27 protein-coding genes and 5 pseudogenes are annotated in these 26,440 nt (G+C 65.4%); 13 read left to right on the top strand and 19 right to left on the bottom strand.

All coding sequences use genetic code 11. The annotated features are described in order from the left end of the window. Window positions 1–52 precede the first annotated feature (52 nt). Window positions 53–787, bottom strand: coding sequence for a Type 1 glutamine amidotransferase-like domain-containing protein (locus ACNQVK_RS20220; protein ID WP_418030924.1), 735 nt, complete (start codon window positions 785–787; stop codon window positions 53–55). A gap of 141 nt (window positions 788–928) precedes the next feature. Here ACNQVK_RS20220 and ACNQVK_RS20215 point away from each other — a divergent pair, with 141 nt between their 5' ends. Continuing rightward, the gene (locus ACNQVK_RS20215) at window positions 929–1,738 is read left to right on the top strand and encodes an LLM class F420-dependent oxidoreductase (protein ID WP_418030923.1); all 810 of its coding nucleotides are present in this window, start codon (window positions 929–931) and stop codon (window positions 1,736–1,738) included. Window positions 1,739–1,813: 75 nt separating this feature from the next. Here ACNQVK_RS20215 and ACNQVK_RS20210 read toward each other — a convergent pair whose 3' ends face one another. Next, on the bottom strand, window positions 1,814–2,293 hold the full coding sequence (locus ACNQVK_RS20210; RefSeq protein WP_418030922.1) for a GNAT family N-acetyltransferase: 480 nt from the start codon (window positions 2,291–2,293) through the stop codon (window positions 1,814–1,816). Window positions 2,294–2,407: 114 nt separating this feature from the next. Between ACNQVK_RS20210 and ACNQVK_RS20205 the strand changes: the two genes are divergently transcribed. Beyond that, window positions 2,408–4,093: a GMC family oxidoreductase gene (locus ACNQVK_RS20205; RefSeq protein ID WP_418030921.1), complete on the top strand. Its 1,686-nt coding sequence runs from the start codon at window positions 2,408–2,410 to the stop codon at window positions 4,091–4,093. Between the two features lie 36 nt (window positions 4,094–4,129). Here the strand turns inward: ACNQVK_RS20205 and ACNQVK_RS20200 are convergent, their stop codons facing one another. After that, the gene (locus ACNQVK_RS20200) at window positions 4,130–4,399 is read right to left on the bottom strand and encodes a hypothetical protein (protein ID WP_418030920.1); all 270 of its coding nucleotides are present in this window, start codon (window positions 4,397–4,399) and stop codon (window positions 4,130–4,132) included. A gap of 150 nt (window positions 4,400–4,549) precedes the next feature. Between ACNQVK_RS20200 and hppD the strand changes: the two genes are divergently transcribed. From hppD to fahA, 4 genes and pseudogenes are all read left to right on the top strand, one after another. Next, window positions 4,550–5,767, top strand: a complete 1,218-nt coding sequence (gene hppD, locus ACNQVK_RS20195) for a 4-hydroxyphenylpyruvate dioxygenase (protein ID WP_418030919.1) — start codon at window positions 4,550–4,552, stop codon at window positions 5,765–5,767. Then, a pseudogene (locus tag ACNQVK_RS20190) lies at window positions 5,767–6,542 on the top strand (homogentisate 1,2-dioxygenase); the annotation flags it as partial. The gene hppD and the pseudogene ACNQVK_RS20190, both read left to right, overlap by 1 nt. An 84-nt stretch (window positions 6,543–6,626) precedes the next feature. Next, on the top strand, window positions 6,627–7,079 hold the full coding sequence (locus tag ACNQVK_RS20185) for a homogentisate 1,2-dioxygenase domain-containing protein (protein ID WP_418034233.1): 453 nt from the start codon (window positions 6,627–6,629) through the stop codon (window positions 7,077–7,079). Further along, a complete protein-coding gene (gene fahA, locus ACNQVK_RS20180) occupies window positions 7,076–8,401 on the top strand; it encodes a fumarylacetoacetase (RefSeq protein ID WP_418030918.1) in 1,326 nt (441 codons plus the stop codon). The genes ACNQVK_RS20185 and fahA overlap by 4 nt, the downstream gene beginning before the upstream one ends. Window position 8,402: 1 nt before the next feature. Here the strand turns inward: fahA and ACNQVK_RS20175 are convergent, their stop codons facing one another. The 3 genes from ACNQVK_RS20175 to ACNQVK_RS20165 form a co-directional block, all read right to left on the bottom strand. Beyond that, on the bottom strand, window positions 8,403–9,287 hold the full coding sequence (locus tag ACNQVK_RS20175; RefSeq protein WP_418030917.1) for a phenylalanine 4-monooxygenase: 885 nt from the start codon (window positions 9,285–9,287) through the stop codon (window positions 8,403–8,405). Between the two features lie 169 nt (window positions 9,288–9,456). Then, entirely contained in the window at window positions 9,457–10,062 is a 606-nt protein-coding gene (locus tag ACNQVK_RS20170; protein ID WP_418030916.1) for an LGFP repeat-containing protein, read from the bottom strand. Window positions 10,063–10,238: 176 nt separating this feature from the next. Further along, on the bottom strand, window positions 10,239–10,667 hold the full coding sequence (locus tag ACNQVK_RS20165; protein WP_418030915.1) for a cellulose-binding domain-containing protein: 429 nt from the start codon (window positions 10,665–10,667) through the stop codon (window positions 10,239–10,241). A 183-nt stretch (window positions 10,668–10,850) separates the two neighbouring features. Here ACNQVK_RS20165 and ACNQVK_RS20160 point away from each other — a divergent pair, with 183 nt between their 5' ends. Further along, entirely contained in the window at window positions 10,851–11,501 is a 651-nt protein-coding gene (locus ACNQVK_RS20160) for a maleylpyruvate isomerase family mycothiol-dependent enzyme (RefSeq protein ID WP_418030914.1), read from the top strand. 16 nt (window positions 11,502–11,517) lie between these two features. Here ACNQVK_RS20160 and ACNQVK_RS20155 read toward each other — a convergent pair. The 4 genes and pseudogenes from ACNQVK_RS20155 to arr all read right to left on the bottom strand — a co-directional run. Beyond that, a pseudogene (locus ACNQVK_RS20155) lies at window positions 11,518–11,841 on the bottom strand (DUF742 domain-containing protein); the annotation flags it as partial. Window positions 11,842–11,940: 99 nt separating this feature from the next. Then, window positions 11,941–12,471, bottom strand: a pseudogene (locus ACNQVK_RS20150) (peroxiredoxin); the annotation flags it as partial. A 146-nt stretch (window positions 12,472–12,617) separates the two neighbouring features. Then, a complete protein-coding gene (locus tag ACNQVK_RS20145) occupies window positions 12,618–13,301 on the bottom strand; it encodes a hypothetical protein (protein ID WP_418030913.1) in 684 nt (227 codons plus the stop codon). 423 nt (window positions 13,302–13,724) lie between these two features. Beyond that, window positions 13,725–14,138 carry an NAD(+)--rifampin ADP-ribosyltransferase gene (gene arr, locus ACNQVK_RS20140; protein WP_418030912.1) on the bottom strand — a complete coding sequence of 138 codons (414 nt, stop codon included), beginning with the start codon at window positions 14,136–14,138 and terminating at the stop codon, window positions 13,725–13,727. Between the two features lie 127 nt (window positions 14,139–14,265). On the opposite strand from arr, the gene ACNQVK_RS20135 reads away from it, so the two are divergent. Beyond that, window positions 14,266–14,667 (top strand): type II toxin-antitoxin system VapC family toxin, encoded by a 402-nt coding sequence (locus ACNQVK_RS20135; RefSeq protein ID WP_418030911.1) that lies wholly within the window; start codon window positions 14,266–14,268, stop codon window positions 14,665–14,667. Window positions 14,668–14,768: 101 nt separating this feature from the next. Here ACNQVK_RS20135 and ACNQVK_RS20130 read toward each other — a convergent pair whose 3' ends face one another. The 8 genes and pseudogenes from ACNQVK_RS20130 to ACNQVK_RS20095 form a co-directional block, all read right to left on the bottom strand. Beyond that, window positions 14,769–15,671 (bottom strand): alpha/beta hydrolase, encoded by a 903-nt coding sequence (locus ACNQVK_RS20130; RefSeq protein ID WP_418034232.1) that lies wholly within the window; start codon window positions 15,669–15,671, stop codon window positions 14,769–14,771. Between the two features lie 608 nt (window positions 15,672–16,279). Further along, the gene (locus ACNQVK_RS20125) at window positions 16,280–16,837 is read right to left on the bottom strand and encodes a DUF664 domain-containing protein (protein ID WP_418030910.1); all 558 of its coding nucleotides are present in this window, start codon (window positions 16,835–16,837) and stop codon (window positions 16,280–16,282) included. Window positions 16,838–16,916: 79 nt separating this feature from the next. Then, entirely contained in the window at window positions 16,917–17,624 is a 708-nt protein-coding gene (locus tag ACNQVK_RS20120; protein WP_418030909.1) for a cupin domain-containing protein, read from the bottom strand. 112 nt (window positions 17,625–17,736) lie between these two features. Beyond that, window positions 17,737–18,522 (bottom strand): annotated as a pseudogene (locus ACNQVK_RS20115) (ABC transporter permease); the annotation flags it as partial. After that, window positions 18,519–19,685 carry an ABC transporter substrate-binding protein gene (locus tag ACNQVK_RS20110; protein WP_418030908.1) on the bottom strand — a complete coding sequence of 389 codons (1,167 nt, stop codon included), beginning with the start codon at window positions 19,683–19,685 and terminating at the stop codon, window positions 18,519–18,521. The pseudogene ACNQVK_RS20115 and the gene ACNQVK_RS20110, both read right to left, overlap by 4 nt. Further along, the gene (locus ACNQVK_RS20105) at window positions 19,682–20,398 is read right to left on the bottom strand and encodes an ABC transporter ATP-binding protein (RefSeq protein ID WP_418030907.1); all 717 of its coding nucleotides are present in this window, start codon (window positions 20,396–20,398) and stop codon (window positions 19,682–19,684) included. Before ACNQVK_RS20105 ends, ACNQVK_RS20110 begins: the two co-directional genes overlap by 4 nt. Next, window positions 20,374–21,395 (bottom strand): annotated as a pseudogene (locus ACNQVK_RS20100) (acyl-CoA dehydrogenase). Before ACNQVK_RS20100 ends, ACNQVK_RS20105 begins: the two are co-directional and overlap by 25 nt. Further along, window positions 21,392–21,922, bottom strand: coding sequence for a DUF4242 domain-containing protein (locus ACNQVK_RS20095; RefSeq protein WP_418030906.1), 531 nt, complete (start codon window positions 21,920–21,922; stop codon window positions 21,392–21,394). Before ACNQVK_RS20095 ends, ACNQVK_RS20100 begins: the two are co-directional and overlap by 4 nt. 94 nt (window positions 21,923–22,016) lie before the next feature. On the opposite strand from ACNQVK_RS20095, the gene ACNQVK_RS20090 reads away from it, so the two are divergent. After that, window positions 22,017–22,616 (top strand): TetR/AcrR family transcriptional regulator, encoded by a 600-nt coding sequence (locus ACNQVK_RS20090; RefSeq protein ID WP_418030905.1) that lies wholly within the window; start codon window positions 22,017–22,019, stop codon window positions 22,614–22,616. A 26-nt stretch (window positions 22,617–22,642) separates the two neighbouring features. Here ACNQVK_RS20090 and ACNQVK_RS20085 read toward each other — a convergent pair whose 3' ends face one another. Beyond that, window positions 22,643–23,365 carry a hypothetical protein gene (locus ACNQVK_RS20085; RefSeq protein WP_418030904.1) on the bottom strand — a complete coding sequence of 241 codons (723 nt, stop codon included), beginning with the start codon at window positions 23,363–23,365 and terminating at the stop codon, window positions 22,643–22,645. Window positions 23,366–23,522: 157 nt separating this feature from the next. Between ACNQVK_RS20085 and ACNQVK_RS20080 the strand changes: the two genes are divergently transcribed. The 4 genes from ACNQVK_RS20080 to ACNQVK_RS20065 all read left to right on the top strand — a co-directional run bounded on the left by ACNQVK_RS20080 (window position 23,523) and on the right by ACNQVK_RS20065 (window position 26,354). Further along, window positions 23,523–23,864, top strand: coding sequence for an ArsR/SmtB family transcription factor (locus ACNQVK_RS20080; protein ID WP_418030903.1), 342 nt, complete (start codon window positions 23,523–23,525; stop codon window positions 23,862–23,864). Next, the gene (locus tag ACNQVK_RS20075) at window positions 23,861–24,331 is read left to right on the top strand and encodes an SRPBCC domain-containing protein (protein ID WP_418030902.1); all 471 of its coding nucleotides are present in this window, start codon (window positions 23,861–23,863) and stop codon (window positions 24,329–24,331) included. The genes ACNQVK_RS20080 and ACNQVK_RS20075 overlap by 4 nt, the downstream gene beginning before the upstream one ends. A 98-nt stretch (window positions 24,332–24,429) precedes the next feature. Further along, complete coding sequence (gene pip, locus ACNQVK_RS20070) at window positions 24,430–25,440, top strand: prolyl aminopeptidase (protein ID WP_418030901.1); 1,011 nt, start codon at window positions 24,430–24,432, stop codon at window positions 25,438–25,440. A gap of 152 nt (window positions 25,441–25,592) precedes the next feature. After that, window positions 25,593–26,354 (top strand): dienelactone hydrolase family protein, encoded by a 762-nt coding sequence (locus ACNQVK_RS20065; RefSeq protein WP_418030900.1) that lies wholly within the window; start codon window positions 25,593–25,595, stop codon window positions 26,352–26,354. Window positions 26,355–26,440 lie beyond the last annotated feature (86 nt).

The following is a 26,440-nucleotide window of genomic DNA, read 5'->3' as shown; positions in this document are numbered from 1 at the left end:
GCCCATCCCCTCAACTCGATTTCTCGACAAGCGAGCGTGACGAGACTGAGTCTCAGCGCTGCAAACGTCGGACATCGAGCGCTGTCTCGCTTACCGCGGCGACGTCCCGTCGTTCCACGAAATACGCTCCCGCTGTGGTATTTTCGGCGACAGCTTCCACGAACTGGGTGCCGTGGTAGACAACGCCGGCGCCGTCATCGGTGGCGAAGGCCGATGGAAGAACTGCGGTGCCAACCAACTCATGTAGTAGCGGCCGGCGCTGATCCTCGGAATCGTAGTGCACACCGTTGGCGTAGGGCAGGAACCCTAGCCCGTTGGTAACAGGCTGTAGTTGCGGGCCGAACGAATCGGTCGTGCCGCCGGCGTGCCAGCAGATGGAGCCGGCCGAGACGCCGGTGAGCACCACCCCGGCCTGCCACGCTGTACGGAGGGCTTCATCCATTCCGTGCAGCCGCCACATCGCCAGCAGTCCCGCGACGCTGCCACCGAACACCCACACCACATCCTGCTCCAGCAGATGCGCGGTGACATCGTCGACGGTGGGCATCGGGAACAACGCCACGTGCGACGGGACGAAACCACGAACCTGCGCTGCCTCGGTGAGGTAGTGCAGGACCGCTTTGTCGTCACCCATCGCCGTCGCCAACATGCAGACGCGCGGAGGTCGTCCGGTGACACCGGAAAGCTCGACCGCGTAATCCGTCATGGCGGTGAACTCGAGACGCGTGCGCAGCCCCGGTCCTATCCCGCCGCTGGTCGCCAGAATGGTGGGTGCATCCGCAGGCATGGCTTGGACGGTAGGCGCACCGCCCGTTGGAGGGCAATCCAGTTTCAGCTGGCAACGTGGCCGCTACGCGTCACGCGGAATAAACCCGCACCCCGGTGAACTTGGCTCTGGAGTCACCCCTTTCCCCGACCCGGGAGCATCATGACCCGTCCCGTTCGCATCGCCGTGCAGATCCAGCCCGGCGGCACGCCCGACTACGCCACGTGGCGCGAGGCCGTCCTGGCCGCCGACGACCTCGGCGTCGACGTAATCTTCGGCTACGACCACTTCCACCGCCCGGCGATGGAGGCCATCATCGACGGCAAGCCCGTCCTGAACGATGAGCAGCCCGACGTCGCCAACTTCGAGGGCTGGACCGCGCTCGCGTCGTGGGGTGAGATCACCTCACATGCCGAGATCGGGCTTCTCGTCACCGGCGTCGGCTACCGCAACGCGGACCTGCTCGCTGACATGGCACGCACCGTCGACCACATCAGCGGCGGCCGGCTCATCCTGGGTCTTGGCGCGGGCTGGTACGAAAAGGACTACACCACCTACGGTTACGACTTCGGCACCTTCGGATCCCGCTTCGATCTGTTCGACGAGAGCCTGATCCGCATCGAGAACCGGCTCGCCGCACTGATTCCGCCGCCTGTGCGCAAGCTACCGATCCTCATCGGCGGCACGGGGCCCAAGCGCTCGCTGCCCGCCGTGGCCCGGCACGCCGACATCTGGCATGCGTTCCAGGACCTCGAGGCGTTCCGCAGGTCCAGCGACCGCGTCGACGAGCTGGCAGCGACGTTCGGCCGCAACGGCGCCGACATCGAACGCTCGACACTCTGGGAGAACGCACACAGCGCCGATGCCTTCCGCGAGGCAGGCGTCACGTTGTTCCAAACCGAACTCACCTCCGACAACGGTTACGACCTCACGTCTCTCAAGGAGGTGCTCACGTGGCGGGACCACGGCTGACCACGACCGAAGACTGCAGAGTTCGGCCTTGGTGGATTCTGTTGGGGCGGAACGGCTTGGGCAGCCCTCCCATGGTCACCGGAGGTTTTTGATCATCGCCAGCCCGAGCGGGCCGTTTCCCTGGCCGACTTCGCGAAATCCCTTGCGGCCGTAGAGGCGCATAGCGGGATTGCGTACGTGAACGTTGGTGCACATCATTTCGACGTGTGGTGAAAGGTCCGCGAACAGCGCGTCCAGAAGCAAGCCACCAACCCCACCGCCACGCCGTCCGGGTGCGACACCGATGCAGAGTTCCGGCAGCGGCGCGCCATCAGCACCGGAGCGCAGCGGCGGACTGCTGAAGTACGTCCACACCGCACCGATGGGCAACTCGCTCCGATCCTCGGCGATGATCGGTATGACCCCAGGCGGCGGGAGCATCTCGAGCACTTCGTCGTCGTCTGGGTCCGGAAGTGGCCAGTCTTCGATTATGGCGGCGTGGCGGGCCATCTCGACGACGAATGCGTGGTCGTCGGCGGTTGCTGGGCGAAGCCGGACAGTGGACTGACGGGCCATCTGCCGATGATGGCAGATCCTCATCGCGGCACACACATTGTTTTCGGTGGTTACCGGGCGGTCATCGGACAAACTAGGACACGCATCCGAACGCCATGGAGGAACGATTCCGGAATGAGCCCCGTCGCCGAATTCGACTTCGTCATTGTGGGAGCAGGCAGTGCGGGCTGCCTGCTCGCCAATCGGCTGAGCGCCAACCCTGACTACCGTGTGCTCTTGATCGAGGCCGGCGGCAAGGACAACTGGTTCTGGATCAAGGTGCCGGTGGGCTATCTGTACACAATCGCCAACCCCCGGACCGACTGGTGCTTCACCACCGAGGCCGATCCAGGTCTGGCCGGCCGCAGCATTCACTACGCGCGCGGCCGCGTGATCGGCGGCTGCTCGTCGATCAACGCCATGATCCACATGCGCGGACAGGCCAGCGATTACGACCTGTGGGCACAGGCCACCGGTGACGACCGATGGCGTTGGGGTGGCCCGGACTCCCCCGGCGAGACACTGGCGATCTACAAGGAGTTGGAGGACTACTTCGGCGGAGCCGACGATTGGCACGGCGCCGGTGGGGAGATCCGCGTCGAACCGCCGCGGGTGCGCTGGAAGATCTTGGACGCCTGGCAGGCCGCCGCTGCCCAGATCGGCATCGCCCCGATCGACGAGTTCAACCGCGGCGACAACGCCGGCAGCGCGTACTTTCATGTCAACCAACGGCGCGGCCGCCGCTGGTCGATGGCCGATGCGTTCCTGCATCCCATCGCCCACCGACCCAATCTCACCGTCTACACCCAAACTCAGGCCCTACAACTGCTGATGGATGACCAGGTCCACGAAGATCAGCGTCGCGGTGCCTGGACCACGGCGCAGCACCGCGTCACCGGTCTGAGGTTGCTCAGGGACGGCCAGATCGTCGACGTCCATGCTCGCCGCGAGGTGATCCTGAGCGCGGGATCGATCGGCTCGCCGCATCTCATGCAGGTTTCGGGTCTGGGCCCGGCCGGACTGCTCACCCAGCATCACGTGCCGGTCGCCGTCGACCTGCCGGGGGTGGGCGAAAACCTGCAAGACCACCTGCAGCTGCGAACGGTCTACCGGATCAAGGGTGCTCCGACCGTCAACACGCTGTACCGGAATTGGATCACCCGTGGAGGTATGGGACTTCAGTACCTGATGCTGCGTTCGGGACCCATGACCATGCCGCCCTCCACCCTGGGGGCTTTCGCCAAAAGCGATGCCGCGCTGGCCAGTCCCGATCTGGAGTGGCATGTACAGCCCTTGTCCTTGCCCAAGTTCGGCGATCCACTACACCCTTTCGCCGCGATCACTCCCTCGGTCTGCAATCTGCGCCCGAGCTCGCGTGGCCATGTGCGGATAGCCGATGCAGACCCGCTGACCTACCCGAAGATTCTCTGCAACTACCTGTCGACTGACGCCGATCGTCAGGCCGCCGTGACCGGACTCCGGATGACCCGGCAGATCATGGCGGCGCAGGCCCTGGCCCGCTACCAACCGCAAGAATTGCTTCCCGGCCCGCAACTGGTGAGCGACGACGACCTGCAGCAGGCGGCCGGCGAACTGGGTACGACCATCTTCCACCCGGTGGGCACCTGCACGATGGGGTCCTTTGACGCACAAGGTATCCCGACGTCGGACGCCACGGTGCTCGACACCGACTGCCGCGTGTACCGCGTCGCCGGCCTTCGAGTGGTTGATGCTTCCGCGATGCCCACCATCACTTCTGGGAACACCAACGCACCGGTCATGCTCATCGCAGAGCGCGCAGCGCGGGCGATTCTCCGATAAGTCCGTCGACGCCGAGATGTCTCCCTTGCAGACAGCTCATCGCCGCTGCGCGGCAGCGCGGTGCACAAGCTCCAAGACCAGACTCGTCCAGTCCTGCTCGGTGAGCGGCTTGCCGCGATCTGCCGCCTTCAATTTCCAGGCGATGAGCGCCGCAATGACATCGTCATCTTCGCGGTTGCGGTACTCGCCGGCCCCGGTGGCGTCGCCTGCGGCTTCGGCCAGCAACCGATCTTCGTGTTCGAGATAGGCGTCGATCAGGTCGTCGGCGCAATGGGCTGGATGAAATGTCGATGGTGTTGCGCTCATACCCCACGCTACCAGGGCATTTGCCGCAAAATCCCGCATACGACCGAGGAAGCGACTGGCCTCGCGCTGCGAGGGTTCTCCGCTGACCGCGTGGTCGCTGCGTCGAGCAATCCTGACATCGGATCATGCCGAAGAGAGAAGAATGTGAACATGACGCACCAGATCGCCTTGACCGACCAGGAGAAACAGGCCCGCCTGGACGTCAACCAGCTCAAGCAGTTGGTGGGCCTGGTGGATTACGACCTGAGCAGCGACCCGTTTCCCGTAACCGGCTGGGATGCCATCGTCTTCGTGGTCGGAAATGCCACCGAGGCCGCGAGTTACTTCCAATCCACGTGGGGCATGGAACTGGTCGCGTACTCGGGGCCGGAGAACGGCAACCGCGACCACAAGGCGTTCGTGCTGCGCTCAGGCTCCGTCCGGTTCGTCCTGAAGGGCGCGGTGAGTCCCGACAGCCCGCTCGTGGCTCACCACGCCAGACACGGCGACGGCGTTGTCGATATCTCACTGGAGGTTCCCGACGTCGACAAGTGCATCGTGCAGGCCAGGCGGGCCGGCGCCACGGTCCTCGAAGAGCCTCACAACCTGTCTGATGAGCACGGCACCGTGCGAGTCGCGGCCATCGCGACCTATGGGCAGACGCGACATACGCTGGTCCAGCGGTCGGTCAACGGAACCCGCTACGCCGGTCCCTACCTGCCGGGCTATCACCAGGCGACGAGCGGCTACGTCAAACGTGAGGGTGCCCCCAAGCGCCTGTTCGAAGCTTTGGATCACGTCGTCGGCAATGTCGAACTCGGCAGGATGGACGAGTGGGTCGGCTTTTACAACCGGGTCATGGGGTTCGTGAACATGGCTGAGTTCATCGGCGACGACATCGCCACCGACTACTCGGCGCTGATGTCGAAGGTCGTGGCCAACGGGAACCACCGGGTGAAGTTTCCGCTCAACGAACCAGCGGCTGCCAAGCGCAAGTCTCAGATCGACGAGTACCTGGAGTTCTACCAGGGTCCCGGTGTCCAGCACCTGGCGCTGGCAACCAACGACATCCTGCGTGCTGTCGACGAGTTGCGACAAGACGGGGTGCAGTTCCTCGATACCCCGGACGCCTACTACGAGGACCCGCAACTGCGGGCCCGCATCGGCGAGGTGCGCGTGCCGGTCGAGCAATTGCAGCGCCGCGGCATCCTGGTCGACCGGGACGAGGACGGGTATCTGCTGCAGATCTTCACGAAGCCGTTGGGAGATCGGCCGACGCTCTTCTTCGAGCTCATCGAGCGCCACGGCTCGCTGGGCTTCGGTAAGGGCAACTTCAAGGCCCTGTTCGAGTCGATCGAGCGCGAGCAGGAAAGGCGCGGGAATCTGTGATGACCGAATACCTGTCCGGCTTCGGCAACGGCTTCGAAAGCGAGGCACTGCCCGGCGCATTGCCTATCGGCCGCAACTCGCCGCAGAAGTGCGCCTACGGCCTTTATGCCGAGCAGCTCAGCGGCTCACCGTTCACCGCACCCCGCGCCAGCAACAAACGGTCCTGGTTGTACCGGATTCGGCCGAGCGTGGCCCATTGGGGCCACTTCACAGCCGTCGACGCTGACGGAGTCACATGCTGGCGCTCGGCTCCCGACGACGCAGCGCCCGTGCCCATTGCCCAGATGCGCTGGAATCCATTGCCTGTACCCGATCCCGCGGTGGAGGACACGACGTTCATCACTGGCATCCGCACCATCACGACCGGCGGCGACCTCGGGACCCGGACCGGATTTGCCTGCAGCATCTACTCCGTCACGTCATCAATGGTCGACGCCTACTTCTACAACGGCGACGGCGAGATGCTGTTCGTCTTGGAGCGCGGCGACGTTCGGTTCTGGACCGAGTTCGGGATCATCGACGCCGAGCCCAACGAGATCGTCGTCATCCCCGGGGAGTGAAACTTCGCATCGAAGTGCCCAACGGTCCGGCTCGCGGCTATCTGTGCGAAAACTACGGCGGCACTTTCACTCTCCCCGAGCGCGGCCCGATCGGCGCCAACTGCCTGGCCAATCAGCGTGACTTTCTCACCCCCGTCGCGAACTACGAGGATCGCGAAGTCCCGTCGACGATGTACGTGAAGTGGGGTGGCACGCTGTGGCAGGCCGATCTGGGCCATTCTCCGCTGGATGTTGTTGCCTGGCACGGAAATTACGCTCCATACAAATATGACCTACGGCGCTTCTCCCCCGTCGGCCCGGTGCTGTTCGATCATGCCGACCCGTCCATCTTCACGGTGCTCACCTCGCCCAGCGAGGCCCCGGGAACCGCCAACGTCGACTTCGTCTGCTTCCCCGAGCGATGGATGGTCGCCGAGGACACTTTCAGGCCACCGTGGTACCACATGAACGTCATGAGCGAGTTCATGGGACTCGTGCACGGTGTCTACGACGCCAAACCAGATGGATTCGTACCCGGCGGCTTCAGCCTGCACAACAGCATGACCCCACACGGCCCTGACACCAACGCATTCCAAGCCGCGAGCACCGAAGAGCTGAAACCGGTGAAACAGGAAAACACCCTGGCGTTCATGTTCGAGACCCGGTTCCCGCAGAAGGTCACCACCTACGCCGCGGATCTCCCCCAGCGGCAGCAGGACTACGCGGACTGCTGGAGCGGTCTGACAAAGCGATTCCATCCGGACACCCCGTGACCGCGCCGGGCCCCGCACTGGATTTCACGCATGATCCGTCGCCGCACAGTTGGGTCGCCTCTGCAGGCTCCAACAGCGATTTCCCCCTGCAAAACCTGCCGTTCGGCGTGGTGGCCGGTGCCGTCGGCGAACCTCACGGCGTTGTCCGCATCGGAGACGCGGTCCTCGATCTGCGGGGACTCGCCGCATCGGGGTTGCTCACCGATGCGGCACAGGCGGCGGCCGAAGCCGCCGCACACGGAACGTTGAATGCCTTGTTCGCCTTGGGGTCCGGCCCGCGAGTCGCCCTTCGCCGGGCGCTGCACTCGCTGTTGGTCGAAGGCGCGCAGAACCGGCACTCCGTTGCTGGATTCCTTACCCCGCTGCCTGAAGTCGACGTTCTGCTGCCCGCGCGAATCGGTGACTACAGCGATTTCTATGTCGGTATCCACCATGCGCGCAATATCGGTGCTCTGTTCCGGCCGGACGACCCGCTGCTGCCCAACTACAAATGGGTTCCGATCGGCTATCACGGCCGGGCTTCCAGCGTGCGGGTCAGCGGTACCCCGATCACCCGCCCGCACGGACAACTGAAGGCAGGCGATGCGACGCCGCCGGTGCTGGCACCCACCCGGCGGTTGGATTTCGAACTCGAGCTCGGCGTGTGGATCGGACCGGAGAATCGTCTCGGCGAGCCCGTGGCGCTGGATGACGCCGAATCCCATGTCGCCGGTTACTGCCTGCTCAACGACTGGTCGGCGCGGGACGTGCAAGCCTGGGAATACCAGCCGCTGGGCCCCTTTCTCGCCAAGAGTTTCGGCACCACGATCTCCCCCTGGGTGATCACTCCAGAAGCATTGGCGCCGTTCCGGATTCCTGTTGACCGACCCGCGGACGACCCCGCTCCCCTGCCTCATCTCGACAGTCCCGGGCATCGCACCGGCGGTGGACTCGACATCGACCTGCGGGCACTGATCACCACGGCCCAGATGCGCCACGATGGCCGGCCGCCGCACGTGATCTCGCGCTCGTCGAGCCGCCACATGTACTGGAGCGTCGCGCAGATGCTCACCCACCACACCAGCAACGGATGCGACCTACAGCCCGGCGACTTGCTCGGCAGCGGCACCCTCTCCGGACCTACGTCGGGCTCCGAAGGGAGTCTGATGGAACTCAGCCACGGCGGAAACGATCCGATCACACTGCCCAACGGCGAAACCCGCACGTTTCTCGAAGACGGTGATGAAGTCATCCTGACCGCCAGCGCACATCGCCCGGGCGCAGCCACCATCGGATTCGGCGAATGCGTCGCCGCCGTGCAATCGGCGACCACCTACCGGTGATCTATGCAGCGTCGTGTAGCAGGCGCTCGATCATGTCGTCGTCGACCTGGGTGAAAAACCCGCCGACCACGTCTTCGATCTCGTTGAATCCCCGGGCGCAGAAGAGAACTGGCTGATAGTGCGTGATGTCGTAGGTCTGCACACCCATCCGGCCGATGTTCAGCGGTCGGAGGTCGGCCACATCGATCTGCTGGATCTCCCCGTATGACGACAGCAGGCCCGCTCCATAGGTGCGTACTTCGCCTTGCTCACGGACCACGCCGAACTCCAAGGAGAACCAGAAAACCTTCGAGATGAACTCGAGCGCCTCAGGCGTTCTCACGCGCCGAGCCGCCTGGCCGGCCAGCCGGTACAGGGTCGCGAACCGGTCATGAGCCAGGCAATTGCCATGGCCGACCACCTCGTGGATCAGGTCGGGCTCTGGCGTGTAGAGGGGTACCGAATGGTGCCGGATGTACTGGGTGGAGTGGAAGATTCCGTCCGCGAGAAGTCCGTAGAAATCGCGCAGCGGAACCAGCCCGGCCGCCGGCACGTACCGAAAGCCGGTGAGCGGCCCGAGCATCTCGTTGACCTCGACCAGTTGTGGGATCCGGTCCTCGGGAAGCTGAAGTCGCTCCCGGCCCTGCAGGTAGGCCGCACATGCCAGGCGTTGATGCAGTTTGTGGAGCTCGGCGCACGCAATGCGCCAGACCTCCTGCTCGGCGTCAGTGTAGGTGGCGATCGGTGGCGGTGTGCCGGGCTGCCAATCCATCGCGAGCGCGGCGATCGTGTTGCGGCGGGCGCGGTATTCCGGATCGACCGCACCCGGGTGATCAGCAGCCAGATGAACGGTGACGCCATCCTCCGAGCGCGTTACCGGCGCATACAGCTTCGCCTCTTCGAACATCGCTGCCTCCCGGGTGTCCGGGCGTCGCACAGAGCGGCGTCGTTCGTGACCGGCCGTCGCTTTGGTGTGGCATCGCGGCAGCCCATCTGGGTAGGACTTGTGGTCCTGCCAACCAGGATATGCGCGCCGGCGCGGTCGATGAATGCGCACACGCGGCGCGTCGGCGCTCCTACAGCCCCGACGGCACGACCTTGCCGTTGACCGTCACCTCGACCTGCGCGGTCTTCGTGTTGTACGAGACCTGGCCGTGCTCGAACGTCTCCACGAGCAGATCCCCGTCAGCGGTCTCGTCACTGGTGGGCGCACCCAGCGGACCCACCGAGCCGTTGTCGCCGGTGACCGCGGGCACCCCGTCCGGGTTGCGGGGCACATTCCAGGCCTCCCGGATCTTGCCCCGGGTGATATACGCAGGAGTGCCCGCCTCCTTGCTCTTGGCAGTGATCACACCGCCCTGAAACTGCTGGAACACCACGCCGCTCTCCCGTGCTCCCGCGTTGCGGTCGCCCGTCAGTGGCTTGCCGAGAGCCTGCTTCTGCTCCTCGGTTGCCGACGCGTATTTGGCAGCGATCGGGCCGGTCAGCGTCACCTCGACGTCTCTGTCCCCAATGAGCTTCACTTCGCCGGGCGGAGCCGGGGCTACCGGAGTGGAAGTGGCGATCAACCCGATCTGAGGCGGCGCCGACGTATCGACGCTTTGGCCATTGCTGCAGCCCACGGCGATAAATGCGACGGCGGACAGGCCGGCAAGTGCGGTGTGGCGTGCGATCGTCCTCATGCGGTTCCCCTCACGTCTTTCATGTGGTGTGGGTCAAGTTACGGCTGAACCCTCGTCCGGCCGGGACTATAACTGAACCTATTGAGTGGCGCAGGCGATCCATGGCCCGGTCGCCCCGTGCGTACTGCGGTCGACCGGCGCATGAACGGGTTCAGGCGCACCCGCCCGAATCGCCGCTAGGTGCAGGGATATTGCCTGTTCAGCACACAATTCGACGGTGGCGAGTAGAAGCCGGTCAGCACGCCACGAATACCACCGGTGGCGGAACCGCCCGGCGCAATGATGCGATTCCAGTTCGCGGGACCGATGACATAGTGGGTGCCGGATTGCGCGAACGTGCTGCTCCACGTGTGCGAGATGGATTCGCCCGCCGGCAAGTCGAATTCGAGCCGCCAATCCGTCATCGGCACCGCACTCGCATTGACGATGGTGAAGTGGGCGATGAAACCGGTCTGCCACGTCGATGACACCGACAACCTCGCCGCGGCCGCGGCCGCTTGAGCTACGGGAGTGACCGCGAGTCCGGAGGCGGCAACCGTCAATGCCGCCATTGTCATGTGAAGCGCTGCGCTCCAGCGCTTCACATATTTGCCCAGTCCGGCCACAGCAGCCAACACTAAGGCCAAGCAATCGATATCGACCCGCGCATCACGGGTGCGCTGCGGGACCTTTGCTCAACTGAAACCATCGCGAAATCTCTGCCACGAACGACGCACTCGTGGTTTGCCGAGGGTCGAATCGCCGGAAAGCTCCCTTCCCCCTTCGGCCCAGCGGTAACACTGATGGACGTGACGATCGCCGAGGACGTCAAAGCCGAACGAGCGGCATTCGCGGAATCCCTTCTCAACGTGGGCCCGTCGGCTCCCACCGGATGTGGTGAGTGGACCGCATTGGAGCTCGCGGCCCATCTGGTGGGTGAGGAGCGCAATGGTGGCGTGACGACCTTCATCGCTCGATCCCTGGTGGCACACGGTGTTTCGGTGCCGGCCCCACCGGTGTTGGTCGAAACCGCACTGCGGTTGCAGCGCCGCCACGGGTTTACCGCACTGGTCAACCGGCTGCGGCGACCGGTGCCGCGGCTGCTGCTGCGGCCCCTGGTGGCGCCACTGACCCTGTTCGAGTACTGGACGCATCACGACGATCTCATCCGGTTCAACAAGGGAGCCCACACAGTGCCTGCCGCCCTGGTCGACGTGATTCCCTCCGTGTTGCGCTATCAGCTCAAGAAGCTGCCCGCCGGTGTCCGGGTGACCGTCGGTACCTGCGACAACCGTCACCAATGGTCGATCGGGCCGAACTCGGGGCCAGAGGTAACTCTCGCCGGCGATCCCCCGGACTTGGTGCGGTGGCTGTCGGGGCGTTCGGCGACAGGCGAGATCACCATGACCGGAGCCGATACCCCCGTGCAGGCACTACGCGCGTTCATGGGCCAGGTATGACGGCTTCAAGGCCAGGTCAGAGGGCCCTCAGACCACGCAGGGTCCTCTCGATCAGTTCACGTCGTTCGTCGATCGAGGTCGAGTCACCAAGGGAGGCGTGCACCCTCAAGTGACCCTGTGTCACCAAGTCGTCGACCAGGAATCGCGTAGCACCGAGCGGCAAAGACAGATGAGCGGCGATCTCCGCGACCGTGCTACCGCGCGCGCACCACATCAGGATCTGGCCCCGCACATCGTCTTTCGGCCATCTCGGTGATTTCCCTGTGGCTTTGAGCGCTTCCACCGGAGCCTCGAGTGCCAGTTCGACACCCGAGTCGATCCGGCCTGCCGTGGGTGTGTTCGGCGGCATCAGGGGCGACTCGTCCACGCCGGGCGATCCCTTGAACCAGTCGTCGGTCGCTTCGCGCTTCTCCCCTACATCTGGTGAACGAGGCCGCACCTTTCGTTTCTCCAAGAACCGCAGGGCGTGCTCGGCGTGTACCGATGCGCGCAGTTCGTTGGAGACGACCTTGAGAATGGTGCGGTCGGTGTCGATGACGAAGGTGGCCCGTCTGACCGGCAGCAGCCGGGCCAGCAGGCCACGGCGCCGGGCGTGCCGGCCGCGCCGGGCCTCCCCACCCGCCGCGACGGATCCACGCAACTTGGCGAACCTGCCTCGGCGCATCCCGAACAGCTCGGTTACGACGCCATCCGGATCCGAGAGCAGCGGATAGTCGAACGAGCGCTGTTGGGCGAAGTGGGCCTGTTTGTCGACGGTGTCCAGGCTGATGCCCACCCGTTGGGCGCCGAGTTGGGCGAACTCGTTGCTCAGGTCCCGAAAATGACAGGCCTGGGCTGTACAGATCGGTGAGGACGCCAGTGGGTAGAAGAACAGCACAACCGGCCCGCCGGAAAGAAGCGCGGACAGTGACCGAGGCCGGCCGGTGTGGTCACACAGAGTGAAATCAGGCGCCCTCTCGCCCGCAATCATCGGCAAAGACTAGCGCGGGGAGCCCTGCGCGACACGCGACTCAGAGAATTCCCCAGCTTCGTCCGCAGGATTATGCGTGCGGACTGCTCATTCCTGCTGGGCGAAAGGCCAATTGACGCGACTGATGGCGCCGGGACGTCCGGCGGTCAGGTGACCGGCTGCAGGGTGGCGCCGGCGGCCTGGCTGTACAGGTCTGCAGCCGCGGTCATCGCGGCCTTGATGGTGTTGTAGTACTGCGTTCCGACCCCGCCGTGGTACTTGAGTAGTTGCGGGTTCTGCGCGAGCGTGGCAGCCAGCACGGTATCGCCGGCGATACCGAACTTCTTGTACGCCTCAGTGAATCGGGCGATGAACCGGGCGATCGATTTGTTGGGGTCCTGCCGGTCGGCAACGGTGCCGAAACTGGCCTTCTCCTGGAACAAGCCGATGACCTCGTCAGCCGCGGTCCCCCGGCCGCCATAAGCCTGCACACCGCCGGACGCGGTCGGGCGGAAACTGGACTCGATTTTCGCAGTGGCGATGATGGTCTTGATCTGGTCGTCGCTCAGCTTGGCCGCCCGGCCCTGACTAAGGATGGCCTTGACGATGTCCTGCGCGTTGGAGTCCTTGGTGACGACCACCGGGGCAGGAGGAGGAACGACGGCGGCGGCCGGCCTGGGGACGACGTCGCCCACCGGGCGCTCCTCAGCCGCAACCGCCGCATGCCGGTGCATCGGCGGAGAAACGAGCGTGGCACCGCCGAGGCCAGTCGCAACGAGAAAAGCGCTGATGATCTTCTTGACGTGCTTCTGTTCTCCGAACGGACCTGTTGGTCTGTCGAATTTCGGCATGCTTTTGCTCTCTTCTGTGGGGGATTTGAACTTGTGGGTCCGTATGTCGGACACGGACACCCCCCTCCAACCCGTCTCTGTGCACCGAAAACAGGGTCGGACTGCGCACTGGTCACTACGCGCCGATAGGCAACGATCCGACCAGATACGCACCAGAAAAAGTTTGCCGACTGCGATTATTGCTGCGGCGACGCAAGAGTCGGCCGCGGCCAACACATCACGCCCGCCGCAAAGATGCCCCCATTTGCGGCGATGTGGTGTACGTCACTCTGCCTGGTACTTCTGCAATGAGATAGTTAGCCACGGACTGTATTGGAACACCCGGAATATTGCAAAACCCCAGTACGGGACCGACAACGAGCGTCCCGTGCACGCATGATCGACGACCGTGGCCCCGTTTGCCGATAACGGCCGGTGGCGTCGTCAGTTGATGATCTCGCCTCGTTCGTCGGCGCGGATCGAGGCGAGCCGGTCCCGCCACATCTGTAACGCCTCCGGCGTCAGCCGCGTCCAATCGGTCACTTCACGCACCACGCGAAGCGGTGCTTCGCTCCGGAACGACCGCGTGGGGTTTCCCGGAAACTTCTTGTCTGTGACATTCGGGTCATTCTCAAATGGCCCGGTGGGAACAACCTCGTAGACGTGCGGCGTCGCGCCGTCCAGCGCCGCGACCTCGGCCGCCAGGCCGGCCCCGTCGCGCAATGCAGTGAAGTAGATGTGGTTCATGACGACCTCGGGCCGGTAGTTCGAGGTGAACCCGGCGGTCAGGTGCTCCCCGGGCCGCAGCTCCGCCTTCGTACCGTGAAAGAACGGTCCCTCGTCGAGTACATCACCCACGAGCCGATCTTACGGTCCGCAGGGGCCCAGCCGATGTACGTGCCGATCCGGACCGAAAGTGGCTGTGCTGTCGGAAAATCGATGACAATCTGCTCGCGGAACAACTAGGTCGTGGGAAAGTTCCGACATGACAATCTTCGTCATCGATGCGCGGGTGGCCATCGACCTCGCGACCGCCGAGGCGAGTATTCCACCGGAGCACAGCCTGGCGGCTCCCACATTGTTGCGCTCGCAGGCTCTTGCCATCGTGTACAAATCGGTACACCGCGGCGAGATCGGCGAGCGGGCCGGCCGGAAGATCCTCGACGATATCCGTGGACTGCGGATCCGCCTTCTCGGCGACCGATCACTGCAGGACCACGCATGGCGGATAGCCGCAAAACTGAACTGGCAGGACACCTACCAGGCCGAGTACATCGCACTTACCCAGCTGCAGGCGGACGCCTTGGCCACCGCGGACACGAAACTCGCTGCGGCAGCCCGCATATTCGTCGAAACCGTGTCACCGGCCGACATACTGCGACAGTAACCTCACGGGTTGCGGTGTCGCGACGTCACCGCGGCGGCGTTGAGCTCCGTCCGAAGCGAAAGGCGTTGGGACGGAGTCCGACAGCGTTGTACGGTATTCACCTAGACACCAGGCACATGCACGCGTTGGGCCAGCCATGGCAGCGCATTGGCGAACGCCGCGGCCGCGAATTGCCATGTGTGGTAACCGGGATACACCCGCAACGAGCAGGAGATGTCGACGGCCACAGCCGCCGCACAGAGATCGGGTAACGCGCCCTTCTCGCGGAACTCATCGGCATCGTCGTGCCCGCCGAAACCGACGGGCGCGCGATGTTGATCGGGGCGGTTCGGCAGATTCTTCGTCTTGTCGTCGGCCGGCTCCTGTGAGTCGTCGAAATACCCTGCCACTCCGACGTACGGCCCATGCCTGGCCATGACGGTTCGCGGGTCGAATGTCGCCCAAGCATTGGCATCGCCACCGTAGAGCCGGCTGATCGTCTGCTCTTTGGTGCCCGAATTCGGCCCCCGATCACCCCCTATGTCATCGAACGTCCGGAACATGTCGGGGTGCATCACCGTCAGGTCGATCGCACAGGTGCCGCCCATCGACCATCCGACCACGCCCCAGTCCGCAGCATCCGATGAGGTGGCGAAGCGCGAGATGACGTAGGGGCGCACGTCCATTGTCAGGTGGTCGGCGGCCTTGCCGCGCGGGCCGTTGACGCACTCGGTGTCGTTGTTGAAGCTCCCGCTGGAGTCGACGAAGACGAAGACCGGCGCCGCTCCCCCGTGTGCTCTGGCGAAGCTGTCGATCACCCCGATCGCATTTCCCGTACGCATCCAGTTCGTCGGATTGCTGAACTCTCCCGCGATCATCATGACAACCGGCAGCGACGGCGGAGTCGGACCGCCGAACCAGGCGGGTGGCAGGTACACATACTCGCGACGGTTCCTGAATCCGCTTGCATCGGAGGGGATCTCAACTGAAACCACCTTCCCCGTATCGGGCCGGGTGCCGCGCATGCCGACAAGCTCCGCTTCATCTGTCTGGTCCGGCAGCGGCCCCGAGGTGAGATCTCCCCATGCACGTTGCACCGTCGGGTAGTAGCCGACCCAGCCGTTGAGTACGAGCAGCGTGCAGATCAACGTCAACGGGATCGCCGATACGGAGATGCTCCGCCGCCACCATCGGGCGCTGCGAAACCCCCCGAACGCCACCGCCACTGAGCCGGCGAACATCGCTGTCCACACCCACAGCGCGATGGGGGCAGGGTCGGAGGCCAGCCCTTGTGAGTTCATGTAGGCACGCGCCGCGAGCGCAACGACGACACCAACGGTCGCACAGATGGGTACCCAGACCATCCGCCAGCGCCGCGTCCGCCATCCGATTGCGGTGACCAGCACGACGATCGTCGCGATCTCGACGCTCAGCGGCAGCCATCCACCGAGCAGCGAGATCCCATGACCGAATCGGCTGAAATCGGGATCCGGTATCGGAGGCATCGGCGTGGGAACCGGCGGCTCGATGGTCGCTGGACCGTTTGGCGGCACGTCGTCAGTATGCGAGCGCTGACTGGGAGAAACCTGGCCACCCCGGACACAGACCTGGACGGCCGCGTGACCACCGCCGATTAACCCGGATGCCAACCAACGGGCGGATCTTCGCCCACCAGACCGTCCACACTCTCGCGGATCAAATCCGCATGGCCGGTGTGGCGCCCGTATTCCTCGATCATGTCGCAGACGCTGCGCCGCAGGCTGGCTCGCCGACCATCCTGCCATTCCAGTTCCACGAGCTGGCCCAAACCATCTGCGGCAAGCGCTGTTTGGAGCCTGGCCCTGGATCGCGCCACGGTGTCATCCCACAACGCATAGAGCTGCTCCGGGGTGTCATCGGCTGCCGAATTGAAGTCCCATTCTGGGTCGGTGTCCCAGTCCGCGGTGTCCCATGGTGAACCGATCGGCGACCCGTCGAGCACCGGGCCGAAGCGCTCCGCCTCGGCCCGCGCAAGATGCTTGGTCAACCCGCCGAGGGTCAGCGAGGACGCGCCGACTCGAGTCTGCAGTCCCGCCGAATCCAGGCCGCCCACCTTCCATCGGAAGGTGGCGCGCAGCCGCTCCAGCGCACCGATGAGGTGTTCTTCCTCAGTTCCTGCCAGCGGCGGTTCCCACGGAGGGTCAGCAACCATCACCCCACCCTATCGACCCAGTCGGCTGGAGGTACCCCATCAGTTCTCGGTCGCCGCGACGGCCCGCTGCAAGGGCCGGTTACGGCGAGCGCAGGATGACGACGGCGTTGTCGATCTTGTTGAACGAACTGAATGTCTCTGCCGGAACGCCGAATACCGCGGACAACACCCGCGGTGGAAGCCTGCTGAGGGACTCCCCGATCCCGATGTTGTCTTTGTCTTCGGGCGCGCTGGTGTTCTGGATGATGATGATGCTCATGTCGTCGGGGCCGCGGTTCTCGAAGTAGTGAAAAGAACCCTGGGGCGCGAAAACGATGTCATTGACATGCTGATCGAAAGCCTCGTAGTTGCCGTTCCCGTCGATGACAATCCACGTCGCCACTCCACTGGTGACGATGTTGAGTTCCCACGCGCTGGGATGCCAGTGCGGCTCGCGGATACCACCGGGCTGCAATGTGAGCATCAGGAGGCTGGCCTCCTGACCTTTGAGGATCGGAAAGTTGTCCTCGTTGGCCTGTTGGAACCAGCCCCCGTCATGTGTGCTCTTGGGTGAAGCGCCCAGATGGAACAGGTGTGATTGCGAGGTGATCGTCTCGGCGGGTAGGCGGGGATCACCAAAGCGCGCAGCGTCATCGGACATTGGGGCTTCCTTGTCAGGGCCGTCGCCGTCGCCGGTGCCGGTGCCGGTGCCGGTGGAGATGATCAGGCGGTCAACGCCCACACCGGTTGCGGCCGCGGCGCCTGCCAGGCCCGCTCCGCCCAAGATTTTGCGACGATTAACCGTCACGCTGGGAGATTACCGTCGACACTGACGGGCCGTGAGCGAGTTCGACGAAGTAGCACGCAACCGGCGCCAAACCCGCATCGGCTTCGCCACCGCTGCGCGGCTCAGGTGCGACGCGCCGGCGCAGTAGCCAGCGTGCCGCGGTGTCCAGCACGAACCCCAACAGGCCGATGACGACGATGACCGCCACTACCTGGTCGTAGGCCAACTGATCGCGGGCGTTGAGAATCTGATAGCCGAGGCCCAAACGCACCCCGAGCATCTCGGCGGGCACGAGCACGATCCACGCGACACCGAGCGCCAACCGGATCCCGGTCTGCACATGGGTGCGGATCGCGGGCAGGATCACGGCGATCAACAACTCCCACCGCGTGGCGTGGAATGAGCGCGCCACATTGAGCAGCCCCGCATCGACGGCGCGGACACCGGCTGCTGTGTTCAGCAGCACCGGCCAGACCGCGGCGACGGCGATGAGGAAGATCACCGGCTGATTGCCGATACCGAACAGCGCCAGCGCAATCGGTGTCCAGGACAGCGGCGAGATCATGCGCAGAAAGGCGATGATCGGCCCACCGGCGCGCTCGGCGACGCCGGACAATCCGACCAACAGGCCCAGCGGTATCCCGATGACGGCCGCGACGGCCAACCCGATCACCAACCGCCACAGGCTGACACCGAGATCGCTCAGCAGCACCCCGCGGTCGATGAGACCTGCCAGGGCCGGCACCACCCGCTGCGGCGCGGTCTGGCGCAGTAACGACTCCGGCCCGCTGAGCACAGATGTCGCCAGCCACCACAGCGCGATGGTGACCAGAATGGCGACGGCCGGTGGTGCAAAGCGTCTCCCCCAGCGCGAAATGCCCTCGGATGCAGAGACTTTGCCGGCACTGACGATCGTCATAACGGTTGCACCTGTTCGGTTCGGGTGAGGTCGGCGGTCAACCCGAACGCACTGGGCCCGCCATGAGCGGTCAGAGAACGGCGCACAAACCGATCCTCGACGAGTTCGGTGTGCACCGAGGCCGGGTCGAGCCGGCCCAGGAACCCGCGGTCGCCGTCGACAACGGTGTCGTGCATCGCCTCGGCGAGGCGACGGGTGAAGCTCGGGTACGGGAAGGGCTGGAAACCCAGACGCTGCGGCTGCCAGTCCGGATGCGCCGGCGGATAGGGCGGTTTCGGGTAGGTCAGCGCCAGCGCGACCGCCGGTGTCGGCTGCGGCAGATACTTGCCACCCGTCAGTGCGGCTGCCGCGCCGGCCCGGTCGGCATCGATCCGCAGCTGCGCACCCACCACCGCGTCGGCCACCGCCTGCACAGCCCGCGGCCGGGAGGCGATGACGTCGTCCCGCGTGACCAGCGCGCAGCAGGCGTGGTCGCGCCAGACATCACCGAGGAAGGTGTGGATGTGGCCGATCTTCTTGATCTGCGCCACCGCATTGAACGGGTCGGCCACCACGTATCCGCCCAGCGTGCCGTTGGCCAGGGCGGGCACCATGTCCGACGGACTCATCACGATCAGTTCGACGGTCCGGTCGGCGCGGGAAGCGCTGCGCCGCACCACCGGTCGCAGGCCATGCGCCCGGAGCAGTTCCTGGAGCACGATGTTGTGGATCGACCACCAGAACGGGATGGCCACCTGGGTGCCGGCCAGGTCGCTCAGATCGCGGATGTTCGGCGCCACCGTCAGCGCCGAACCGTTGGTGTGGTTCCAGCCCAGCACCCGGACCCCGGCGCCCAGCGTGTAGCGCAGCTGGACGGCCATCGGCATCAGCAGGTGCACGATGTCGACCTGGCGCGTGATGAAGGCCTCGGCCAGCGCCGCCCAGCTGCGGAACAGCACAGGCCGAGCCGAGCTCACCATCCCGGCCGGGTACAACCCGGCGCTGTGGGCGATCAGCAGCGGTGCGGCATCGGTGATGGGCAGGTAGCCGACCCGCAGGGCACCCTCGGCACCCGGCGGGCTGCTGACCGCGCTGTGCGCCAGGCCGCCGATACCGAAGAGACCTCCGGCCGCGGTCAATCCGGCCGCTCCTGTCAGCAGGGAGCGCCGGGTCAGCACCGTCACCGCACCTCCACCGCGGCATCGGTGCGGTACTGGTCGAGAATCTCGCTGCGGGTGGGGGTTCCGTCGCTGCCGACTGTCCAGTCTGCGCGAATGCGTCCCCCGTCGAGCAGCACGATGCGCTGTGCCAGCGACAGGGCCTCGTCGACATCGTGGGTGACGAGCACGACGGTGATGTCGAGTTCGCGGGCCAGCTCGCCCAGCCACCCGACCAGATCCGTACGGGTGGCCGGGTCCAGCGCGCTGAACGGCTCGTCGAGAAGCAGCAGTTGTGGCCGGGTGGCGACTGCCCGCAAGATCGCGACCCGCTGAGCCTGCCCACCGGACAACTCATCGGGATAACGCGCGGCGAGGTGATCCAGCCCGAACCTGGTGATGAGCTTCGCGGCGTCGTCGGCGTCGAACCCGCTCCGTTGCGCCGCGAACCGACGAGCGAAGGCCACATTCCCGGCGACGGTCAACCACGGCATGAGCAGGGGCTGCTGGAAGACCACCCCGGTGCGCGGCCGGGTGCCGTCCCCTGACCAGGTGAGGGTGCCGATGCTCAGGGCGTCCAGTCCGGCGCAGATCCGCAGCAGGGTGGATTTTCCGCTGCCGCTCGGGCCCAGCACAGCGAGGAATTCACCCGTGCGGATCTGCAGGTCGATATCGGCCAGTGCCGGTGTCTCGCCGAAGTATCTGGCGCCGTTGGCTATTCGTAGCGCGTGAGTTCCCACCGCAGTTGTCCTTCCGAGGGTGATTGCACGGGCAGGAAGGCGGTCTCCCGGAACCGCCGGTTGGCGGCGCTGCCCAGGGTGTAGCCGGCGCCGCCGGTCAGCGAGAGCTCCAAGCGGGTGACGTCGACGGCCAGGCCCGCCGCGTCCAGTCGCAGCCGGATCAGCTGGGCGACCGTCGCGCCATCCGGGTCGGCGGCCCAGCCGTACAGCCGTGATCTGACATCCGTGGCACGGGTGACCGCATCGTCGAGTTCGGCGCCGAACCGGGCCATCGGGCCCGTGTGTGCCTCGATGGCCGCGGCGAGCGCCGCGCGAGTCACGCCGGCGCAGAACGCGGTCTGCAACAACAGGAATGCGGGCCGGATTCCGGCGACGAACGCGTCCAGGTCCGGGGCCAGCACCTGGTGCGGCGAAACCCGAACGCGGTCCAGCTGCAGCGAGGTGGACGCCGTGGCCCCGAGCGCCGTCAGCGGCGGCGCGGGGTTGACTGTCACACCGTCGGCACCGGCGTCCACGGTGACGACCAGGGTCCGCTCCCCGACACGCACCGGCAGGACGATCAGCGCGCCCGGAAACACGTTGGAGGCCCAACGAATCGGGCCACTGATCACCAGGTCGGTGCCATCGGCTGCGCCGGTGACCGGAACCTGGCCCAGGCCGGCCACCTGTTTGAGACCAGCCGCCATCGCGGTGACGCCGATCCGTTCCGCCGCGGCGAGGGCGCCGATCTGCTCGCCGAATTCGCCGTGTGACGCGGCGTGCAGGTACCGAATGGTCATGTGGTGCGCCCAGGTGGAGAAGCCGACGGCCAAGCTGTGGGCCGACACCTCGTCGACGACGCGGACGATGTCGCACAGCTCGAGGTCCAGCAGCCGGCCCGGCCGAGGTCGGCCAGATCGATGCGGACATCGCTGCGCTGTTCGTCGAGATCAGCAGCCCGGGCCGCCACAGAGTGCGCCACCCGGTCGAGTGCGGATGCTGCGAGCGCGGCCGTCACAGGAGCGGTCCGTCCAATCCGTACAGACGGTCGATCGGGGTGCTCACCGCATCGCGGGCCCGGCGCACCGCGGCCTCGTCCGGCGCGTCGTAGAAACACAGGCATTTGTCCATGTCCTCGCGGACGTAGGTGCGCAGGAACTGGACTTCGGGCACATCGGCGTACTTGGGAGCATTGGCCTTCTTACGGGCCAGGTAGGACTCCATGTCCAGTTCGGCAGGCAGATCCCACTCGACCAGATAGCCGGCCTGCGGCCGGGCCGCCTTCAGCGACGACAGATCGGCACCGACCAGTCGGACCTGATGCGGGCCCGCGACCGCGGCGACGGCCGGCTGTGCGGCGTCCAGCGTGGCCGCGTCCGCGGCGAACTCGGCAATGGCGAACACCCGCCGGCGCTGCGCGGTCACCTGGGCCTCGATCAATTCCCCACCAGCGCGGGCGATCTCGGCGTCGAGCGTCTTGAGCAGCTGTCCCACCGCGGCGTCATCGGTGGCGTCAGGGGTAAGTTCGTAGAGATACAGAGTCACGATGAAAGTCCTCGGTGTCGCAGGGGCGGAACGACACGAGATTCACATAGACAGACAGGTCTGTCTATGCAGCTTTCCGGGTTAGGCTGACGTCATGAGCACGCTCCAGGCAGGCACCACAGCGACGGCTGTGCCCGCGACGGGCACCGTCCCGCCGGCACAGCGATTGCTCGCCACCGCGGCTGAACTGTTCGCCAACCAGGGCATTCGCGCAGTCGGCATCGACCAGATCCTGCGCGAGGCCGGGGTCGCCAAGGCAAGCCTCTACAGCACCTACGGCTCCAAAGACGCCTTGGTGATCGCCTACCTCACCGATTTGGATCACGCTGATCGCAACCGCTGGGAACGCGCGGTCGCCGAGATCGATGATCCGGTGGATCGAATCCTGACCTTCTTCGACCTTGCCTCAGGTGCCGCGACGCGGCGCGACTACCGCGGATGCCTCTACGCCAATGCCGCTACCGAATACCCCGGCGTGGAGCTCGAACCCGTACGGGCACATCGCCAGTGGTTGCGGGACACGTTGGCCGCACTGCTGGATCAGGCCGGCGTCAGCTCCCCCGCGGTGCCGGCCCGGCGCATCCAGTTGCTCTACGACGGCGCTCTGCTGGGCTCCAAGCTGGACCGGTCGACCGAGCCGATCCTCGCCGCGCGGACACTGGCCGAGGAACTGATCGGCCGGCCGCGGCACTGACACACGGCGGGACTGGCCGGCATCTGTCAGTTACCGGCAAACCAAGCCGTGACCACGCCGTGGGCGGCGGGCGGTTGCGCCGGTTGCCCAAATCCCGGCAGATCACCAAGTTCGACGTTCCACGTTGGTGTGGACCGGTCGATCGGCTCGGCGTCCGGCCGGGCAAGCACAACCTGATTGGCGTCGCAGCGGTAGGCGCCGACGTAGCCGTCGTCACGACCACCCCACGAGCCGCCATTTCGGAGCCGGCAGTGCGTGCCGTCATCGAGAAGCAACGCGACAGGTTGGGGCGCAACGGGTGCGGTGACGGGGTCCAGCGCAGCGGCAACGTGAATACGGTGCACTCCCTTCGCCCAGGGATCGTTCATGCAGAGCAGATCCAAGTCCGCGGCCGGCCAGCACACATCGGCGGCATAGGCCGATGGCGCGCACCCGTAGATGTTGTCGCTGACGGCCGCAGGTGACGGTTCGTCGCACTCGGCCGCACGGTCCGGGACGGCATCGGTTGATTCGCGGTAGCCGTTGGCGGGCCGACCACTGGAGTCCACTGCGATTTCGTTGATGATCCGAGTCGGCGCGGCCCCCACGGTGGTTGTCGCGTCGCCTCGGCCCTGGTCGCCATCGTGATCTCCTGCGCCACACGAGGTCAGTGCAAGAGCCATCGTGGCCGCCCCCGCGCACGCGGTGAGGACCGCCAAGACGCGGGTCGCGCCGATCGGCCGCCGGCGGCCGCAGGTGTCGTCGTTCATCGGCCTCTCCCACATGTGCAATCGGCCTGCAGTGGGCATCTGAGATCAGGATCAGCCACGCCTCGTCCCTCCGGACGCGTTTCGGCCAAAGATTTCGGTGCGCCCTCACAATACTTAGCCCTTGCGCTAAGTATTGTGACGATGGATACTTAGCCTTGTGGCACAGTATTCCGCCGAACTCGACGAGGTCTTCCTGGCTCTTGCAGACCCGACCAGACGGGCGGTGATCCACCACCTCGGGCGCGGCCCCGCGAGCGTTGGCGATCTGGCCCGTGGGGCCACGATGACGCTCCCCTCGTTCATGAAGCACGTGCGGATGCTCGAGTCGACCGGGCTGATCCACACGGCGAAGGTCGGCCGCGTGCGCACCTGCAAACTCAACCGGGAACGGCTCACGGTCGTCGACGACTGGCTGACCCAGCAGCGACGCGTCTGGGAGGAACGCACCGACCGGCTGGAGCAATTCGTCACCCACCCCAAGGAGAAGGACCCGACATGAACCCTGATCTCGACCTCAGCATCGAACGGATCATTCGTGCGCCCCGCAAGGCCGTGTGGGAGGCATGGACCGATCCGAACAGCCTGGCGCAGTGGTGGATACCGGCGCCGACGCGGTGTCGCGTCGAGCGCCTGGAAGTCCGCCCAGGAGGCGCGTTCGTGACGCGGATGAGCGATGACGGCCTCGCGTTCGTGCCGCATCTGGATGCGTGCTTCCTGCTGGTGGACGAGTTCGAGCGGTTGGTGTTCACCAACGCCGTCGACAGCGGGTGGCGCCCCGCGAACCCCGCTCCCGTCGCGATGACGGCCGAGGTCACCATGTATGAGCACGCCGACGGTACCGACTACCGCATCGTCGCACGGCACGGCGACCCGGCCGCGAGGAACCGCCACGCCGAGTTGGGCTTCGCCGACGGTTGGGGCACCGTCGCCGATCAGCTGGCACGATTCACCGAAGGCGCGCCGTGACGCTGAAAGCATCTTGGCGTCAACAGATTTGAGTGACCCAACTCCGTGCTGTCCAGCCTCCGGCGCGTACCGCGTCACCACCGGTACCGTCACAACTTGTGGCTGCTGAATCGTTCCGTGAGGCCCCGGTCCGCGACGAGGGTCTGCTCGATGTCGGTGACGGCAACCGGATGTATTGGCAGAGCAGGGGTAATCCGAACGGTCGCCCGGTGTTGATCGTTCATGGTGGGCCGGGGTCGGGACGATCGCGCAGCGCTCACAAGTCATTCGATCCCGAACAGTTTCGCCTCATCTCGTTCGACCAGCGAGGATGCGGCGACAGTGTCCCCAACGCTGCCGATCCCGCCACCGACATGGGGTGCAACACCACCCAACATCTGCTCGCCGATATCGAACTCCTCCGTGATCATGTGGGGATCGATCAGTGGCTGCTCTACGGCGGGTCGTGGGCGTCGACGCTGATCCTTGCCTACGCTCAGCGTCACCCCGAACGTGTTACCGGCATCATCCTGGTCGGAGTCACGATGAGCCGGCCACAAGAGATCCGCTGGCTCTACCACGGGCTCCGTCTGCTGTTGCCTGCCGAATGGGAACGTTTTCGCTCTGGCGTGCCTGCCGAAGCGCGCGACAGCAACCTTGTCGAGGCGTATCGACGGCTGATGGAGAGTCCTGATCGCGCGACCCGCGAGCAGGCCGCGCACGATTGGTGTGTATGGGAAGACGCGGTGATCGCACACGAAAACCTCGGTAAGCCAGGACAGTACAGCGACAAGCCGGACGCGGCGAAGTTGGCGTTTGTCCGTATCTGCACGCACTACTTCGCTCACAACGCGTGGCTCGACGACGGACAGCTGTTGCAAAACGCCCACCGTCTGGCCGAGATCCCGGGAGTGCTGATTCACGGACGTCTCGACCTGTCAGGACCGTTGCTCACCGCGTGGGAACTCGCGCAGGCTTGGCCCGCGGCGAAACTGAAGATCATCGAAGACGCGGGTCACACCGGCAGCCCCGCCATGGCCGAGGCGATCGCTGACGCAATCGCGAACCTGACCGCGACCGGTCCGCCGAGCGACGAGAAAAACAGTTGGACGGGTCCGTCTTCGCGTTGATACCGTGCGCCAGAACCGTGAGATGACGCGAGGAGGTGAGACCCATGTACGCAGCAACCATGTGGGTGCTCCCCGCTCGTGTTCACGGTTGAGGGTTCGGCGAAGGTGTCGCCGGGAGCGCCTGACCAACGGCGATCCCGAGAGGCAACACCATGCATTTCACCTCGCAGACAATTTCGAACGGCGTCATTGAACGCACTTTCAGCCTGGACGGCGTCACCGGTGTGCTCTGGTCACCGGACTCCGATTCTCAGGGCGCTCCCCTCATCCTGGCCGGCCACCCCGGCGGCTTGGACAAGAAAGCCCCGCGGCACATGGCCCGGGCCTATTCCACGGTGACCGCTGACGGTTTCCATGTCGTCTCTATCGACATGCCCGGACACGGTGATCGACCGCGAAGCTCACAAGACCAGGACCAGATCACCGATTTTCGCCAGGCGCGCGACGAAGGCAGTCCCGCGTTCGGTCGGATCCTCGCCGACTACTGCCAATCGGTGGCCGAGCGCGCTGTCCCGGAGTGGCAGGTAACCATCGACGCCTTGCAGGCGCTGCCCGACATCGGTGCGCACGCACCGATCGGCTACACCGGGGCGTCACTCTCAGGTGCGGTCGGGATAGCGCTGGCCGCGATCGAGCCTCGGATCACCGCCGCGGTCTTCGGTTGGGTGTCGGCGCACGACGCTCTGCTCGAGGCCGCAGAACGGCTGACCATCCCGATCGAGTACCTGCTCCCGTTGGACGACAAGGAGATCCCGCGCGAATTCGGTCTCGAGTTGTTCGACGCGTTCGCCTCGCAGGACAAGGTCCTGCACGCCTTCCCGGGTGGGCATCACCAGGTACCGACGGATGGCCGGATCGACACCCGGTTCTTCCAACGGCACCTCGGACAGTCGGACAGCGGTTCTCCGGAGTGACATGAGGGGCCTCGGAACATTGCCAGGAGGCCTTCGGACCCACATACTGACCTAGGCGGCAGGTCTTCCTGACAGGCTGAAGCCGC

The sequence above is a fragment of the Mycobacterium sp. 134 genome (genome assembly GCF_048282715.1).
GTDB lineage: Bacteria > Actinomycetota > Actinomycetes > Mycobacteriales > Mycobacteriaceae > Mycobacterium > Mycobacterium septicum.
Note: the sequence above shows the minus strand (reverse complement) of the source record. Positions and strands in the feature narration are given on the sequence as shown.